The following is a 14,787-nucleotide window of genomic DNA, read 5'->3' as shown; positions in this document are numbered from 1 at the left end:
TGACGCCAGACGGGACTCCGGGAATGGGGATCGCACATGACAAGAAATAAGCGCAAAGGACAACGCCCCATTCATCGCATCTTGCTTGTGTTGCCGCCGACCACCTGTTTGGAAGAGGGGGAGAGTAAACGCACCTACCCGCCCTTGGGCTTGGCTTATTTGGCTGCTGCGCTGGAGCCTGAGTGTGAGGTGCAAATCTTGGACACCATTCTCGAGGGATACGCTCAGCACAGACTCCTGGAAGAGGGGCTCTTTGAATACGGCCTCGGGACAGAAGATATCGAGCAAAGAATCCGGGAGTTTCAGCCTGATTTGGTGGGTGTCTCCTGCCTCCATTTTGTTCAGGCAGAGCAATCCCATCAAGTCTGCCGTCTTGTTAAGAGGATCGATCCGGATATCGTGACGGTGATGGGAGGGGTTTATCCGACTGTCCTGACAGGCCAAGTTTTGAACGACGATACCGTGGATATCTCTGTTTTGGGAGAAGGAGAAGAGACCTTTCTCGAGCTTGTGCGGGCCCTAAGTGCCGGGAAGGACCTCAACACTGTCCGGGGAATCGCATTCCGGGATGGTGATGAACAGCACCGAACGGCCAGCCGGCCTTTGATGCCGTTGTGCGCGAAGAAGCTGCCCTTGCCGGCCCGGCATCTGTTGCCGATCAAGAGGTACTCAGAGTTGACAATACGTCCTTTTGGTTACCGTCCTGTGCTGCGTCATCCGTTCACTCCGGTTGTCGTATCGCGAGGCTGTCCGGTGGGCTGTTCCTTCTGTGCCTCTGAAAGTCTCTGGGGTTCGTCCTATCGTTTGAGGGATGTCGAAGATGTGCTCGACGAGATGGAGCTCTTGGTATCCTCGGGAATACGGGAAATGCATTTCTTTGACGACAATCTTACTCTGAATAAAAGGTATGCGGCGAAGCTCTTTGACGGAATGGTGGAGCGTGGCTTGGGTCTAAGTTGGTATGCGGTGGTCGGGTTGGCGATTTGGACCTTGGATCAGGCCCTTCTTGAAAAGATGCGTGCCAGCGGTTGTTACAGGGTGGGTCTGCCTATCGAGGTGGCAGACAAAAGCCGGTTAGACTCCATGGGTAAGCCTGTCTTGCTTGGCCGGGTACCTGCCTTGGTCCGGAGCGTCAAGGACTTGGGTATGTTCGCGGATGGGACATTCATGTTGGGATATCCCGGAGAGACTTTAGAGGACATGTACCGTACGGTGAAGATGGCTCTTGCCCTTGAGTTGGACAGTGCGACCTTTTCGATTGCGACACCTTTTCCGGGTACCCCTTTATGGAATCAATGTATTGAGGAGGGGTTTCTTGTTAAAGGAACCCGGTTGATTGATTTGCGTTTTGCAAAGGGGAATATTCAAACCTCTGAATTTGGGCCGGATGACCTTAAACGTCTCCGGCACGAGGCTTGGCGTCAAGTCCAAAAACAATCCTCCGAAGTCCTAGTGCAGGTAACCCAAGGACCGGAGTTGTTCTGAGATTTCCTCCTGTTGCTTAGCCCTGCGCACTGCCCAATTCTGTTTCTTCCGTACTGTATCCTGCCACGTAGTGTATTTCTCCTTAAGTTTCCGGGCGGTCATCTCGAAGGATGTGTTTGGATTTGAGACAAGATTGGAATATTCGCGGGGATCTGTGGCCAGATCGTACGCTTCAATCAATTGATCCCTGGAATCAAAAATGCCCTTATTTACACCAATCCGTACGGATTTGAACTCCTCATGGAGTTCCGAAAATATGGGTCGTGCCGTGTGAGCGGATTGGGCCAGAATGGAAGCTCCTTCGGTAGGGATACTCGAGACGACTCCAACGGCGTCCAGAAGGGTAGCAGGGATATCCACAATTGAGGTAGGTGTGGAGATTTCAACTCCTTTTGGATGATAGGGCGATGCCAAGATCAAAGGAACCCGAAGCGTGCTCTCATAGAGATTCTTGCCGTGACCTAGATTTCCGTGGTCATTGAACTCATCTCCATGATCGGAGGTGAGCAGGATAACAGTATGGGTGTCGAGATCCAGCTCTTCCAACGCATCGAGAATTAATCCCACGTGGTAATCCACCCAGCGCAGCTCTCCGTCATAAAGGGCTTGTGCGTGGTTTAGTGCATTCGCATCTACGGGGGGGCCGAGAATATCAGTGTGGACATAATCTCTTCCGTCAAAGGTTCCGGTATAGTCTCTGTCGAACAAGCCTGCATAGGGATCCGGCGGGATATAGTCGTAGTGCACGTCCCAAAAATGCAGGAAGAGAAAGAACGGGTCTTTGCCAGGCTTCTTCAGCCAGGAGATTATTGCCTGTGTGAGACCAGGGGAGGTGATATCGCCGGCCCCTTTTTCCTCGAGGGTGCTGCTATTGCTTTCCTCGAAAATGTCAAAGCCTTGGTCAAATCCGAAAGTCGAAGTAACCAGGGGGCCGGAGACAAAGGCCGCAGTGGAATATCCATTGGATTTGAGTTGTTCCGCGAGAGTATCGGCCTCATCACGGAGCTTGAAATTGGGATTAATGACCCCATGAGAACTGGGGTACATGCCCGTCATCATGCTGACGTGTGAGGGAAGTGTCCAAGACGAGCTAGCCGTACAATCGGTGAAAAGAATGCCTTGTTTTGCCAGACGGTCAATATTGGGAGATGTTGGCTTTCCATAGTGATAACAGCCAAGATGGTCGGCTCTCAGGGAATCAATTGAGATGAGGATAAGGTTCGGGCTTTTGTTTCGGGCAGGGACCCTATCGGACAGGAGCGCCTTGACAGCGACTATTGCTAGAAGCAGGCATAAACAGATTAGAATGAGTTTGGCCTTCACAGGGTCTCCCGGGCGGCAGGACATATGAGATAATACAAACTTGGTTTTAGTCTTCCTGGAGCGCAGCCATTATAACAAAAGCACATCCCGCATATGATTCCTCCTGCCCGGAAGTCTCTCTCTTTGCTCCTTCAAGAGAAAATGCGCTTGTTTTGTCCGAGGTGTCCCAGGCCGTTACACGTGTTGCGGAGGCCTCGGAATTCGTTCTTGGGGAAGAGGTAGAGACCTTTGAACAGGAATTTGCCGCTTACTGTGGATCAGGCCATTGTGTGGGCGTTTCTTCCGGCACTGACGCCCTTTCCCTTGCGCTCAGGGCCCTTGGAATCGGACTCGGGGACGAAGTTGTGGTGCCGGCCGCGTCGTTTGTGGCGACTGCTGAGGCCGTGTGCCATGTGGGAGCGACCCCGGTTTTTGTGGATATAGATCCCGGTTCCTTTTTGATCGACTTAGCCGGTGTGCGGCAGGCGTTGCGTCAGAGGTCCCGTGTACGCGCAGTGATTCCCGTACATCTTTACGGCCGGATGACGCCAATGAGGGAACTGCTGGATCTGACGAACGAATTTGGTGTGCGGGTCGTCGAAGACGCTGCCCAGGCGCATGGTGCAGTTCTTGGGGGTCTGAAAGCCGGGACTTTCGCAGATATCGGTTGTTTCAGCTTTTATCCGACCAAGAACTTGGGAGCCTGGGGAGATGCGGGTGCGGTTGTGACCCATGATCCTGGTTTGGCGGCGCGCGTTCGAACTCTTAGGAATCATGGGCAAGAAGGCTATCAGGTTCATCAGGAACTGGGCTTCAGTCACCGGATGGATGCCATGCAAGCAGCTGTGTTGCGCGCCAAGCTCCGGCGTCTGGAGGATTGGAATGCCCGGCGCATTCTGTGGGCGCAGCGGTACCGGACAGTTCTGGATGATTGTGGCATGGGTTACCAGTGCCCGGGCCCCAAGGGGAGTCATGTATACCACATGATGGCTATTCGGGTTCCAGATCGGAAGGGTCTTAGACAGAAGATGCTCAATTATGGCGTAGAAACCGGGATGCATTATCCTGTTCCTTTGCATCGCCAACCTTCCCTTCAACGCCTAGGAATTGCGGCCAAAAGTCTTCCGGTATCTGAAAAGGTTTGTGCTGAGGTCGTCACGCTTCCTTTATATCCCCTTATGGAAGACCCGGAGTTCTTGAGAATCGAAGAAGCGCTAAGGAGTCTTCATGTCCAGGGCTGAAATCAAGGAAGTCAGGTGCTTCCGGATTGAGATCCTGCTTTTATTGGCGGCAGTGTTGGTTTTTTGTCTCCCGTTTACCGGTAAAGCCTACCATGTGGATAGTGCTTATTTTGTTGGGTTTTCCAGAGAAACACGTTCACAAACCGTGCATGCGAACTTTGCCCGGTACACTTTTCCAGGATACGTGTTTGGCCAGCCCATGACCCTGTCCAAGTCTTTTTTTCACCCGCCCTTTCTTGTACATCTTCTTCGTGGTTTTCGCTCGGTTGTGCCGCAAGCATCAGAGGTCCATTATCATCTGCTCATGCTGTGCTTCACATTCATTAGTGTTCTTTTCTGCTATTTAGTTGCACGAATGTATACTTCGCATGCCTTTTGGGTGGCTCTGGGGCTCCTGTGCACTCCGGGATTTCTTCTAAATGCTCACAATGTGATGAGTGATGTTCCGGCCCTGGCTCTGATCCTTGGAGGAATTTATTATTTCCTCCGCAGCTGGGACTCCCAGAGTCCGTGGAATGCGCCGGCGAGCGTGCTGTTCTTCTTTTGTGGATCCATGATCCGGTATACGACTTTTTGGATCATTCCGGCGCTGCTGGCTTTTGGGTGGTTCTCCTCGGGCTGGAAAGGCATTCGTACTGTGGCGCTGCGGCTGCTCTTACCTTGGGGTGTGGCCATCCTGGTACTCTTGGGAAGTCTGTGGCCTTTAGGGCTGGAGCCTATCTTTGGGTTTCATGCGGAGTGGCTGAAGTATTTATGGGCGTTCAGAAATATAACAGAAGACCGGGCAGAGATCCTTGCCAGTCTGATTATCTCATTGGGAGGAGCGACGATTTTCCCGGTCTTTCTTATTGTGTTTCACAAACCCACTATCCGAAGGTGGATAGGACTTCTTGTTGCCGCAGGGGGTATTGTTTTGGCTTGCGGGCTTCTGCGACAGGAGCTTTGTGCTCACACACTTTTGAATCGCGTCTTGCTCATGGTGTGTCTCTTGGCCGGCGTGGGGGCGCTTTTCTTGCCATTTTCGGATTGGCGAGACCCTAAAAAGGGTTTTCTATTGTGGTGGATCCTAAGTTATGCCTTTTTGGCAATTATGTTGCTGCCGTTCGGAGCTGTACGCTATTGGTTGCCGGTCATTCCCCCGGTTCTCTTGCTTTGGGTGCTTCGGTTTGACGCGGACCGGGCAAAGAAATTGTTGAGGCCTGCGGTAATGCTGACCGCATTGGTGGGTTTGCTCGTGGCTGCAGCAGACTATCACCTGGCCAACAGTTGCCGGCAGTTTGTGGACAATATCGTTAAGAGGGGATTTCTAAATAAGCAGAGTGAGTGTTGGTATATCGGGGAGTGGGGATTCCGTTACTATATGCACGTGGCGGGCGCTTCCTATCTGGCAAAAGACAAAGAGCCTGAGCCGGGGGATTTTGTGTTCCGGTCGGACCTTGCATGTCCTTGGCGTTTATCTGAGGAGAATGAAATGCGGTTGATGGAGATACAACGCTTTGACCTTGAATCAGATTCTCCAATTCGAACGATGTCTCACAAAGCTCTGTCAGGATTTTATTCGCATGCGTGGGGATTTCTGCCCTATGCCTTTTCCCGGGGGCCGGTTGAGAGCGTCACTCTTTATGTTGTTGGTGAGCCTGCCGCCGGGCGAGAATGACAAGGGTGTGGATCTAAACCGAAGGAGAGTGGGAGGTGAGCCATATGTCCAAACGAGTCCTTGTCCCGATAGCCGACGGAACAGAAGAGATTGAAGCCGTCACGGTGATTGATGTGTTGCGCCGGGCCGGGGCCGAGGTTCTTGTCGCGTCTGTGACGGACGAGGAAGTCGTGGCCTCCAGGGGTGTTCGCCTGATTGCCGATGATCTGATCGAGAATTGTGTGGATGAGGAGTACGATCTCATTGTTTTGCCCGGCGGCATGCCGGGGGCCGATTTTCTGGCCGAATGTGACGAGTTGATCGAACTCCTCCACCGCCACCGGGATGCCGGAAAGATTTATGCCGCGATTTGCGCGGCGCCGGCAATTGTTCTGGAGCACCACGGTTTGCTGGAGAATTGCCGGGCAACCGCCCACCCCAATTATTCTTCAAAACTGGGTAACCAGGAGGCCGTGGATTGCAGAGTGGTGATCGACGGGAATTGTGTGACCAGCAGGGGCCCGGGTACGGCCATGGAATTCGCTCTGACCCTGGTGGAATTACTCTACGGGCCCGAAAAGAGGGCGCAGGTGGCTGGCCCTATGCTGGCTTCTTAAAAACTTTCCGCAGCCGGGAACTTGTGGCCCTGCACGCATACCAAATCAGAGTTTTGCAGCCCTGCAGCGGCATGTATTTTGAGCTCCCTGTTTGCCTGGCTTCCTCCACAACATCCACACAGCCCACGCATTTCGCGGAAGCGATCAAATCAAATTTCGTCAATGTCTTCCCATTGATGGTCTCAAGCGCTCGTCCCCAACACTCCCGCGTAAATGCCGTCATTCCGCATCCCCAATCCACGTGACTTTGTCCTGAGAGCAAGTCGAGGTAACGAGCGGTCAGTCTGGACGCCAATTTTCTGGGCCTTGATCTTTTTGCCCGGCTTGTGCGGTGGCCGTTTACAAAGTCACACCCTGATTTAATTTTTTCCACAAAACGCGGGATTTCTCTAGGATGAATTTGCAGGTCTGCATCGAGGGTCATGAGCAGAGACCCTTGAGCGATCATCAGTCCCTCGGTCAAAGTGGCCATTTGTCCGCTGTGCTTGGACATGGAATGGAGGCGGAAACGGGAGTCCTCCTTGCAGGCCGTCCTTATCAGGTAGTTGCTACCGTCCGTACTGTCATCGTCGCAGAGAATAACCTCAGAGCTCAAGTTGAGTTGGGATAGAACCTCGACCAGAGATCCTTGAAGAGCTTCTATTGCCGCGGCCTCATTCCGGATAGGGATAACGATGGACAGGTCCATTCTATAGCTCGGGATTCTTGCAGGGTTGTCTTGGCAAGAGCCTGAGAATCATGAACGTACGGCAGACTCTTTCACACCAGATCTTTGGAACGCCTGCTTGTTGCATCCGCAAAATATCTTTTTCAGCGAAAATACGGAGTCGTTTGAAGAGCAGGACCCAAAGCAGCAGAGTAAGTGTGCTCAGCAGAATCCGTTGCGGTGAAGAGGAACTCACAATCGCCAGGAAGGCAGCTCCGGGCACAAGAGCCATCCCGCCGGGGAAACCGAATCTTAGCGGCAGTGTCTTGGACACGGCAAGGGCGGAAAGTATGGCAATGGTTAGGAATCCCAGGAGAACACCTGCCACGGATCCATATACCCCAAGACGGGGAATAAGAAATATGGATGCACCGATGGTGACCAGCGAACCGCCCAGGTTCACCAGAAAAATGTGCAGAGAGCGTTCTTCCGCCAAGAGAACCTTGAAGTACATGGAGCCCAGAAAGCTCGGCAAAAGCGCAATCAGGAGGAGTCCTAAGGGCGGGCCCGCTCTTCTGAACTCCGGCCCTCCCAGAAGCAAACAAATTTCCGGGCTGAACAGGATTGCCAGACTGAGCGCGCTCATCCACAAGAAAGCCATTTGCGGGACAAGGACGCGGACAAATTCCGCTGTGCGGTGCGTTTGTCCTTCGGTCTTCCAGGAAATGACCACAGGGCTGATCAGTGTTTGCAGCGCGGTGGTGATGTTTTGAGTCAAGCTCATGGCTCTATATGCCAGGGCAAAGATCCCAACGGCAGCCTCATCCATCCAGAGTCGCAGCAGCCATAAATGAACCCAATTGAGGACATAGGTGTTGATCAGACATTGGAAAATATATGGCCAGGAAAAGCGCAAGTGCCGGATAATTTCCGCTCGAGTAGTCTTGGGCTTTCCCAGAAATTTTGACAGGCTTACAAGAATACCGATACTTACGGCCGCAGTGGCCAGTATCGAAATGCCCACGACCATCATGAGGGGAGAATCCGGTTTGAAGAAGAGGACCAAAACAATACCGGTCACAAAGAGCAGCTTCTCGGCAACGTCCACAATCCCAAAGGTGCGCAGCCGGCCGCAGGCTTGTAAGAGGGTGCCGGATATTTCTTTGGCAATGAGAGCAAGACTTCCCAGAAGTATCCAAAGCCAGGGTATGGGCGCTCCGATATACCGTTGAATCGGGTCCTCAAACTTCACGAGGGCGAAAATGGCGAGCAAAAGGAGGGGGAAAAGAATACTGTTGCGGGTCCAAAAACTCAGTTGAAGGCTGCGGGTTTGTTGGTATTCCTCCAGCCCGTAGCGAAAGAGGGCATTGTAATTCCAGGCGGTCAGAGCAGTCCAGACCAAGTAGATGACGGCCAGGTACATGCTCCACCGGCCGAATCCAGCCACCCCGAGGAGCCGGGTTGTCAGGGCCACGCCCAGCACCGAGAGCAGAGTGAGGGCAAAGCGGCCTCCGAGCAGCACCACAAAGCTGGAGCCGCTATTGCGGATGAGCTGGTCGCTGAAGTTCTTGGGGGTCTCTCGAGGCGGACTCGTCATTCAAATTGTTTTGTGAGGCTGTTTTTCATAAGTCCCTATTATACATCGGCATCGACCCTGCCAGGTCTCGAGAGTACAATAGGGACCTGCATGGGCGATTCATCTTTTCTGATCAAGAGGCATTGGGAAATTGTGTCCGCGGTTCCGCTTTTGTTGCTGTTTGCGGCTGTGGTGGCTTTTGTGCAATATACGGCCAGTGTCCTGGCTCTGCCTGGAGAGTGGAACGGTTTTGAAGGGATTATGCTCTTTGCCGCAGACCGCTTGTTTTCCGGAGAGCCGCTCTATTCCTCGCCTTCTGATTATCCCTTTGTCATCTTTATTTATCCGCCGCTTTACCCTCTTCTCTTAAAACCCTTTCTTTGGCTTTTCGGGCCCAGCCTGCTGCCGGCGCGTCTGATTAGCGTGTTTTCCGTGGGGCTGGTGGCCGGATGTCTTTGGCACGGGACTCGCAAGCAGACTTCCAGTCCTTGGATTCCCTGGGCTGTTTTAGGGCTGTTCTTCGGTGATAAGGCCTTGGCCCAGTGGTACGCGATCGGGAGGGTGGATCCCTTGGCAGCGGGCCTGAGCGTTTTTGCCGTGTACTGGGTGGCTGTGCGCGGGGCGCGGGGCAAGGCCTTGGCCCTGGGTCTGGGGTGTGCTTTCTTGGCAGCAGGGGTCAAGCAAACAGGGATTCTGGCCGTGCTGGCAATCCTGTGTGCTGTGTGGAGGGAAAGACCCCGCAAGGCTTTACGCCCAACCGCGTTGACTTTGCTGGCCTTGGCCGGGATCTGGATGCTGCTGGCCGTCTTTACAAGGGGTGGGTGGCTTGTCCATACGGGATGGGGTGCGCAGGCGTGTGCGGACCGGACATGGGGATGGAATCTGGTTGTCCCTTACCTGAAGCTCAACGCGGTCCTTCTGGCTGGAGCCGCGGTTGCGACCCTCTGGCGCTGGAAGGAAGGCCGGGCCAATGCGCTCGATATTTTCTATGCCTTGCTTTGGGTCTTTACGATCTTTGGAATCGCCCGAAAAGGCTCTTCCTATTACTACTTCATCCCCGTTTCCGCGATCGCCTGTTTTCTATTTGGGTATTTGTTGCTCCGGCTTCGGGAGATTTCGCTGAAGACTCAGCAGGCTTTGCCTTTACTCACCGGGATTCTGCTTCTTGCGTTTCAAGGCGCGGCCTATGCCAAGGGGGCCTATCCCATGCCCACCCGCGAGGACGTGCGGATCTATCGAGCCATGTCCGAACATATTGCTCAGGTGGAGGGTCCGGTATTGATGGATACTTGGTACACCGCCCTCCTCAGGGCACAGAGACCCATTCTCTTTGAACCCAATACCTACTACGTGTTGGAAAAAGCCGGAGCTTTTCAGGAAGAACCCCGGAGGGTGATGTTGGAAAAGTTGCTTGCCGATATCGAGGCCCGGCGCTTTAAGGAGATTGTGGCACACTTTGTTTTGTATCTTCCCGAGGTCCAAGAGGCCATTGACCGGAACTACGAGGTCCGCGCGCTCATCCCCATGCGGGATATTTCTTTGACCTATTTCTTCCACATCTATGTCCCCCGTGAGTTGCAAAGGGAGGAACTCCTATGAACTCTGCGTTGAGATCCTCGCGGCGCACCGGGCTTTGGGTCACGGCCTTCACCCTGGGTTTTCTCCTGTTTGCAGTTTTGCGGGCACTTAGCACGGGTCCGACCGGGGACGAGCCCTTTTACGAGGCCATGCGCCGGGCTCTGTGGAATCCTCCCATCAACTGGGATGTGCGCTTTCTTCTGCATCACCCGCCCCTGTGGCCGCTCTTGCAAGAGGGCTTGCTTCGAGTTGTAGGCCTGAGTCACAGCGGTCTGGATCTGTACGCGGTTCGCATTGCGGGTCTGGGTTTTAGTCTCTTGCTGGGCTTTTATACCTTCCGGTGGGCCCGGGAAATGTACGGCGCGCCCCCGGCAGTGGCGGCACTCTTTTTGTTGCTGTGGAATCCGGTGTTGGCAGGTCATGCTTCAACCGGCAATCTGGATGTGCCGGTCAGTGCCCTGATCCTTGCGGCTTTTTATCACTGGTGGAAGGCGGCCAAGGAGTGGCATTGGGGGCATGCGCTGGCCTCAGGGCTTTGGTTGGGCTTGGCTCTGCTGACCAAGCATGTGGCCCTCTTGGCTGCCGGGGTCTTGGTGTTGGCGGCGATTGTTGAGGGTTTGGCCGGAGCGCGGGCCCAGGGCATCCGCGCCGCGGGAGAGGCCTTGCGCCGCTTGGTCTTTGTGGGATTGAGCGCCTTAGCGGTGCTCAATGCGGGCTATGCATTCAACGGATTTGGGCAAAGCCTGGCAGCCCACAGCTATCTTTCGAATCTTTTCTTGAGTTTGAGCCAGGTCCCTGTCCTGAACCGGATTCCTCTTCCCTTGCCCGGGCTCTTTGTGCGGAGCCTGGACTTCCAGTTCTATCTCTCTTCCGTGGGATTCCCGGGATTTTTGAACGGCGAATTCTCGATGAGCGGATGGCCTCAGTATCAGGCCCTGAGCTTTTTGTACAAGAATCCCGCACCCTTTTTGCTTTTGGTTGTGGGATATGCCGGATGGAAGGTCTTCAAACGGCCGCGTTTTGTCCACGGCGAGGGGATGCTGTTGCTGCTGATCGGAGTCGTGGCCCTGTATTTTTCATTCTGTAATCCCCGGGCCCAGGGTTTGCGTTATCTCTTGCCGCTGTATGCGCCTTTGGTGATTGTGTTGTCGCGTATTGTCGGGGAAGTTGCCTGGCAGAAAGTCTTGGGGCCTTTGGCCGTGGCCGGCTTTGGGGTTTGGTATCTGGCTGCCTCGGCGCTCAGTCACCCAAATGAGACCGGTTACTTCAATGAGATCTCCGGCGGGCCCGGGCAGGCCTATAAAATGTTTTTGGATTCCAATCTGGATTGGGGGCAAACAGGGCCCTTGGTCGAGAAAGAGCTGGAATCCTGGGGACCCATGGTCATGGATCCTGGAAAACCGGTGCTGGGGAGAATCTTGGTGCAGGCCGCGGATTATTGGGATTTTCTGGATCCATTGGAGACCTATGCGTGGCTCAGATCCCATGCGCCGGATCACGTTTTTTACGGCACGCATTTGCTGTTTGACCTGAATCTGGAAGACTATCAGAAGGCTTATGAGAAGGACACCTCTGCGGCCAATACCTGTGCACTGGCAAAAGTGCTCCTGGAATCAGGGGAGAGGAACGCGGCCCTTCGCCTGGCACAGCAGGGATTGGAGAGATCCGCAGATTCCGCTCTTTTCTTAGTCCAGTCGCAGGTTTTGCAACAAGACGGGAAAAGTGCGGAGGCCGCTGGACTTTTGCGCAAGGCAGTTGATCTCAACAAAGACTTTTTCCCGGCCTGGGACCAGTTAGCCCTGCTCTACGCCCTTTCCGGGAATCCCGAAGAGGCCGCGGCTTGTGCTCATCGCACGGAAGTGGCCCGCTCGCGTTTGGCCAATGGATTGGTTGTTAAAGCCCCAAAGTCGCGCGGGTTGATCTTGGAGAATCAGAAATGGGTGCAGCTCAACAATGCCGGTTGGCGCGCGTGGGCTGAGGGCCGTTTTGACTCGGCGGCCGGCCTTTTCAGAAAGGCACTTTCCGCGGAGCCCGCATTCGCGCATGGCTACATCAACCTGGCGCGCGCGCTCGAGGGCCTTAATGACATGGAGGGCGCCTTGGAAGCGCAGGAAAAGGGTGTCCGTCTTTTGGACCGGGCTGCAGCCCTGCGCCAGCCTCAGATCTTTTTTGGGGACAAGGTCTTGTTGTTGACTACAGCTTTACGCTGCTCGCCGTTCAGCGACGAGCAGGAGAAAGAGTATTTGAAACTGCTGGAGATGCCGAAAGGTGGGCAAATGAACGATCATTCAAACAAGTCCAACGAAGAACTTCGGAGTCTTTTGACTCCGGAACAGTACCATGTGACCCGGGAATGCGGCACAGAACCCGCGTTTCAGAATGCGCTCTGGGACAACAAGAAGCCCGGTCTTTATGTGGACGTGATTTCCGGGGTCCCCCTGTTTATCTCCACGGACAAATTTGAGTCGGGCACGGGTTGGCCGAGTTTCACCCGGCCTCTTGAGCCTGAGGAGATTGTGGAAGTTGAGGACCATAGCTTTGGCATGAGGCGCGTTGAGATTCGCAGCAAGCGGGCAGATGCACATTTGGGGCATGTTTTCGACGATGGCCCGCAGCCCACGGGTCAGCGCTATTGTATCAACTCCGCGGCCTTGCGCTTTATTCCCGTTGAGAAATTGGAAGAAGAAGGTTACGGAGAGTATCTTTCAAGGTTCTAGAGAGCCAGGTCTTCAAGTTCCTTGAGAGGGATCGGCTTTCCGTCTTTGCTCAGAGAGGTGCCGGTCATTTTGGCCTGCAGGATGAGCTTGTCGTCCTTGAGACGATAAATATCCTGAAGGAAGCCAAAGCGGAGTTTGGATACTTGGATCGCATTTGTCCCCACCCAGAAGCAATCCCCGCTTCGCAGAGGGAATTTGTAGTCGATTTCGGCCCGGGTCAGCACCAAATCCACGCCACGCTCTGACAGACTGGAAAAGTTGATTCCCACCGTGTTGAGGAATTCATGCCGCGCGTGTTCCAGATAGTGATGGTACACGGCATTGTTTACAATCCCTTGCAAGTCGCACTCGTAATCCCGGACTTTGATTTCAATTTTGTGGGAGTAGTGAGAGACAGGGACGTTTCTCATGACTTCGTGTAGCTCCGCTCAGAGAAGCGTCCCTGCAAGTCGTTTAGTCTAGCTTCGGGGGATATATCTCCTTCGGAGATGTGTCTCCTAATTTCCGTTCTTTCCAGCACCACAAAGCTGTAAGCATGAGGATTCTTATCATCCGCTTCATGTTCTTCGCGCTGAATCTCTGTCCAGGTCTTCTCACTAATCTCAAAAAGCTCTGTATCTCCGCTGAAATCTTTATGGATGCGTGTCAGGTAGATCCGGTTTGCATAGGGCAGTGCGGCTTCGTAGATCTGGGCGCCGCCGATGACGAAGACCTCCTCCTCGTCTGTGCAGATCGCCAATGCCTGCTTCATGGAGTGCACCACTGCGCAGCAAGGCGCATTAAATCCTTGCTGGCGCGTAATCACGATATTCGTGCGCTGGGGCAGCAAATGGCCGATGGACTCGTAGGTCTTGCGGCCCATGATCACAGCATTGTTGAGGGTGAGTGACTTGAAGTGCTTGAGGTCTGCCGAAAGCTTCCAGGGGAGTTTGTTTTTGGAGCCGATAATGTTATTGCGGGATGCCGCTGCAATAAGCGACACATTCATACGGCTACCTGGGCCTTGATGTGCGGGTGGTGCTGGTAGTTTTCCAAACTGAAATCCTCATAGTGGAAGTCGAACAAGGACTTTACTTCCGGATTCAGAACAATGGCGGGCAAGGGATAGGGCTCACGGCTCAACTGCAACTGCGCCTGCTCCAGGTGGTTGAGATAGATGTGCGCATCCCCCAAGGTGTGAACAAAATCTCCCGGCTCCAGTCCGCAGACTTGTGCAAACATCAGCGTCAGCAGGGAATAAGAGGCAATATTGAAAGGAACCCCCAGAAAGATATCCGCGCTGCGCTGGAAGAGCTGGCAAGAGAGGCGGCCGCCGGCCACATAGAACTGGAAGAAACAGTGGCAAGGCGGTAGCTTCATACGTTCGATATCCGCCACATTCCATGCCGAAATAATGAGGCGCCGGGAGTTCGGATTGGTTTTGATTTGATTCAGAACGCTGGAAATCTGATCCACTGTGCCCTGGCAGGCCGTGGGCCAGCTGCGCCATTGATGCCCGTAAATCGGACCCAGGTCCCCGTTCTGATCCGCCCACTCATCCCAAATTGTCACCCCGTGATCGTGCAGGTATTTGACATTGGTGTCCCCCTTCAGGAACCAGAGTAACTCGTAAATAATGGATTTTAGATGAAGCTTTTTAGTGGTGATCAGGGGAAAACCCTTTGAGAGATCAAAGCGCATTTGGTGGCCGAAAACACTCAGAGTCCCGGTGCCGGTCCGGTCATTTTTGCGCGCCCCGTTTTCAAGCACATGCTGCATTAAGTGGAGATATTGTTTCATGGAGTTTATAGATTCCTTCAAATCGAAGAGACTTTCAAGCCTTGTCCGAACTCCTTGCGGGCGAGGTGCTTTGGAGAAGACTCATGAGGTGTGTGTAAACGCTTACTCGTTTTTGGATCGCAGGGGGGCCAGGGCGGAGTCCAGTTCGGTGATGTCGGTAAAGAGCTGGACGAGTTCGCTGGAGCTCATGGGCGCGGGCTGGGAAGAGGT

At 53.9% G+C, this 14,787-nt stretch carries 12 protein-coding genes; 6 read left to right on the top strand and 6 right to left on the bottom strand.

Features of this window, described 5'->3' with window-relative positions:
- Positions 1-36: 36 nt before the first annotated feature.
- Positions 37-1,485: a cobalamin-dependent protein gene (locus JW937_01730; GenBank protein MBN1586131.1), complete on the top strand. Its 1,449-nt coding sequence runs from the start codon at positions 37-39 to the stop codon at positions 1,483-1,485.
- Here the strand turns inward: JW937_01730 and JW937_01725 are convergent.
- Complete coding sequence (locus tag JW937_01725; GenBank protein ID MBN1586130.1) at positions 1,450-2,808, bottom strand: sulfatase; 1,359 nt, start codon at positions 2,806-2,808, stop codon at positions 1,450-1,452. The genes JW937_01730 and JW937_01725 overlap by 36 nt on opposite strands.
- A gap of 152 nt (positions 2,809-2,960) precedes the next feature.
- Between JW937_01725 and JW937_01720 the strand changes: the two genes are divergently transcribed.
- Genes JW937_01720 through JW937_01710 form a run of 3 tightly spaced genes read left to right on the top strand, consistent with a single transcriptional unit; the run spans position 2,961 to position 6,281 of the window.
- Positions 2,961-4,028 carry a DegT/DnrJ/EryC1/StrS family aminotransferase gene (locus tag JW937_01720; GenBank protein MBN1586129.1) on the top strand — a complete coding sequence of 356 codons (1,068 nt, stop codon included), beginning with the start codon at positions 2,961-2,963 and terminating at the stop codon, positions 4,026-4,028.
- Complete coding sequence (locus tag JW937_01715; GenBank protein MBN1586128.1) at positions 4,015-5,685, top strand: glycosyltransferase family 39 protein; 1,671 nt, start codon at positions 4,015-4,017, stop codon at positions 5,683-5,685. Before JW937_01720 ends, JW937_01715 begins: the two co-directional genes overlap by 14 nt.
- Before the next feature lie 44 nt (positions 5,686-5,729).
- Positions 5,730-6,281 (top strand): DJ-1/PfpI family protein, encoded by a 552-nt coding sequence (locus tag JW937_01710; GenBank protein ID MBN1586127.1) that lies wholly within the window; start codon positions 5,730-5,732, stop codon positions 6,279-6,281.
- On the opposite strand, the gene JW937_01705 is transcribed toward JW937_01710, so the two are convergent.
- Together JW937_01705 and JW937_01700 are read right to left on the bottom strand one after the other, a co-directional pair.
- A complete protein-coding gene (locus tag JW937_01705) occupies positions 6,265-6,969 on the bottom strand; it encodes a glycosyltransferase (GenBank protein MBN1586126.1) in 705 nt (234 codons plus the stop codon). The two genes, JW937_01710 and JW937_01705, sit on opposite strands and share 17 nt — an antisense overlap.
- Position 6,970: 1 nt before the next feature.
- Positions 6,971-8,524, bottom strand: coding sequence for an oligosaccharide flippase family protein (locus JW937_01700; protein MBN1586125.1), 1,554 nt, complete (start codon positions 8,522-8,524; stop codon positions 6,971-6,973).
- Between the two features lie 90 nt (positions 8,525-8,614).
- Here JW937_01700 and JW937_01695 point away from each other — a divergent pair, with 90 nt between their 5' ends.
- Positions 8,615-10,102, top strand: a complete 1,488-nt coding sequence (locus JW937_01695) for a hypothetical protein (protein ID MBN1586124.1) — start codon at positions 8,615-8,617, stop codon at positions 10,100-10,102.
- Entirely contained in the window at positions 10,099-12,798 is a 2,700-nt protein-coding gene (gene msrB / locus JW937_01690; protein ID MBN1586123.1) for a peptide-methionine (R)-S-oxide reductase MsrB, read from the top strand. Before JW937_01695 ends, msrB begins: the two co-directional genes overlap by 4 nt.
- Here msrB and JW937_01685 read toward each other — a convergent pair.
- The 3 genes from JW937_01685 to JW937_01675 are packed head-to-tail and all read right to left on the bottom strand — an operon-like array spanning position 12,795 to position 14,577.
- Entirely contained in the window at positions 12,795-13,208 is a 414-nt protein-coding gene (locus tag JW937_01685; GenBank protein ID MBN1586122.1) for an acyl-CoA thioesterase, read from the bottom strand. The two genes, msrB and JW937_01685, sit on opposite strands and share 4 nt — an antisense overlap.
- On the bottom strand, positions 13,205-13,786 hold the full coding sequence (locus JW937_01680; protein MBN1586121.1) for a dihydrofolate reductase: 582 nt from the start codon (positions 13,784-13,786) through the stop codon (positions 13,205-13,207). Before JW937_01680 ends, JW937_01685 begins: the two co-directional genes overlap by 4 nt.
- Positions 13,783-14,577, bottom strand: a complete 795-nt coding sequence (locus tag JW937_01675; protein MBN1586120.1) for a thymidylate synthase — start codon at positions 14,575-14,577, stop codon at positions 13,783-13,785. The genes JW937_01680 and JW937_01675 overlap by 4 nt, the downstream gene beginning before the upstream one ends.
- Between the last annotated feature and the right edge of the window lie 210 nt (positions 14,578-14,787).

The organism is Candidatus Omnitrophota bacterium, assembly GCA_016929445.1.
Taxonomy (GTDB): domain Bacteria; phylum Omnitrophota; class Gorgyraeia; order JAFGIU01; family JAFGIU01; genus JAFGIU01.
This window is presented reverse-complemented; position numbering and strand designations above follow the sequence as displayed.

What these genes read in the sequence shown, in the direction of transcription:
- msrB (MBN1586123.1), top strand. Translation starts at nt 10,099, where the DNA reads ATGAACTCTGCGTTGAGATCCTCGCGGCGCACCGGGCTTTGGGTCACG.
- JW937_01715 (MBN1586128.1), top strand. Translation starts at nt 4,015, where the DNA reads ATGTCCAGGGCTGAAATCAAGGAAGTCAGGTGCTTCCGGATTGAGATC.
- JW937_01700 (MBN1586125.1), bottom strand. Translation starts at nt 8,524, where the DNA reads ATGACGAGTCCGCCTCGAGAGACCCCCAAGAACTTCAGCGACCAGCTC.
- JW937_01685 (MBN1586122.1), bottom strand. Translation starts at nt 13,208, where the DNA reads ATGAGAAACGTCCCTGTCTCTCACTACTCCCACAAAATTGAAATCAAA.
- JW937_01730 (MBN1586131.1), top strand. Translation starts at nt 37, where the DNA reads ATGACAAGAAATAAGCGCAAAGGACAACGCCCCATTCATCGCATCTTG.
- JW937_01695 (MBN1586124.1), top strand. Translation starts at nt 8,615, where the DNA reads ATGGGCGATTCATCTTTTCTGATCAAGAGGCATTGGGAAATTGTGTCC.
- JW937_01680 (MBN1586121.1), bottom strand. Translation starts at nt 13,786, where the DNA reads ATGAATGTGTCGCTTATTGCAGCGGCATCCCGCAATAACATTATCGGC.
- JW937_01675 (MBN1586120.1), bottom strand. Translation starts at nt 14,577, where the DNA reads ATGAAACAATATCTCCACTTAATGCAGCATGTGCTTGAAAACGGGGCG.
- JW937_01710 (MBN1586127.1), top strand. Translation starts at nt 5,730, where the DNA reads ATGTCCAAACGAGTCCTTGTCCCGATAGCCGACGGAACAGAAGAGATT.
- JW937_01705 (MBN1586126.1), bottom strand. Translation starts at nt 6,969, where the DNA reads ATGGACCTGTCCATCGTTATCCCTATCCGGAATGAGGCCGCGGCAATA.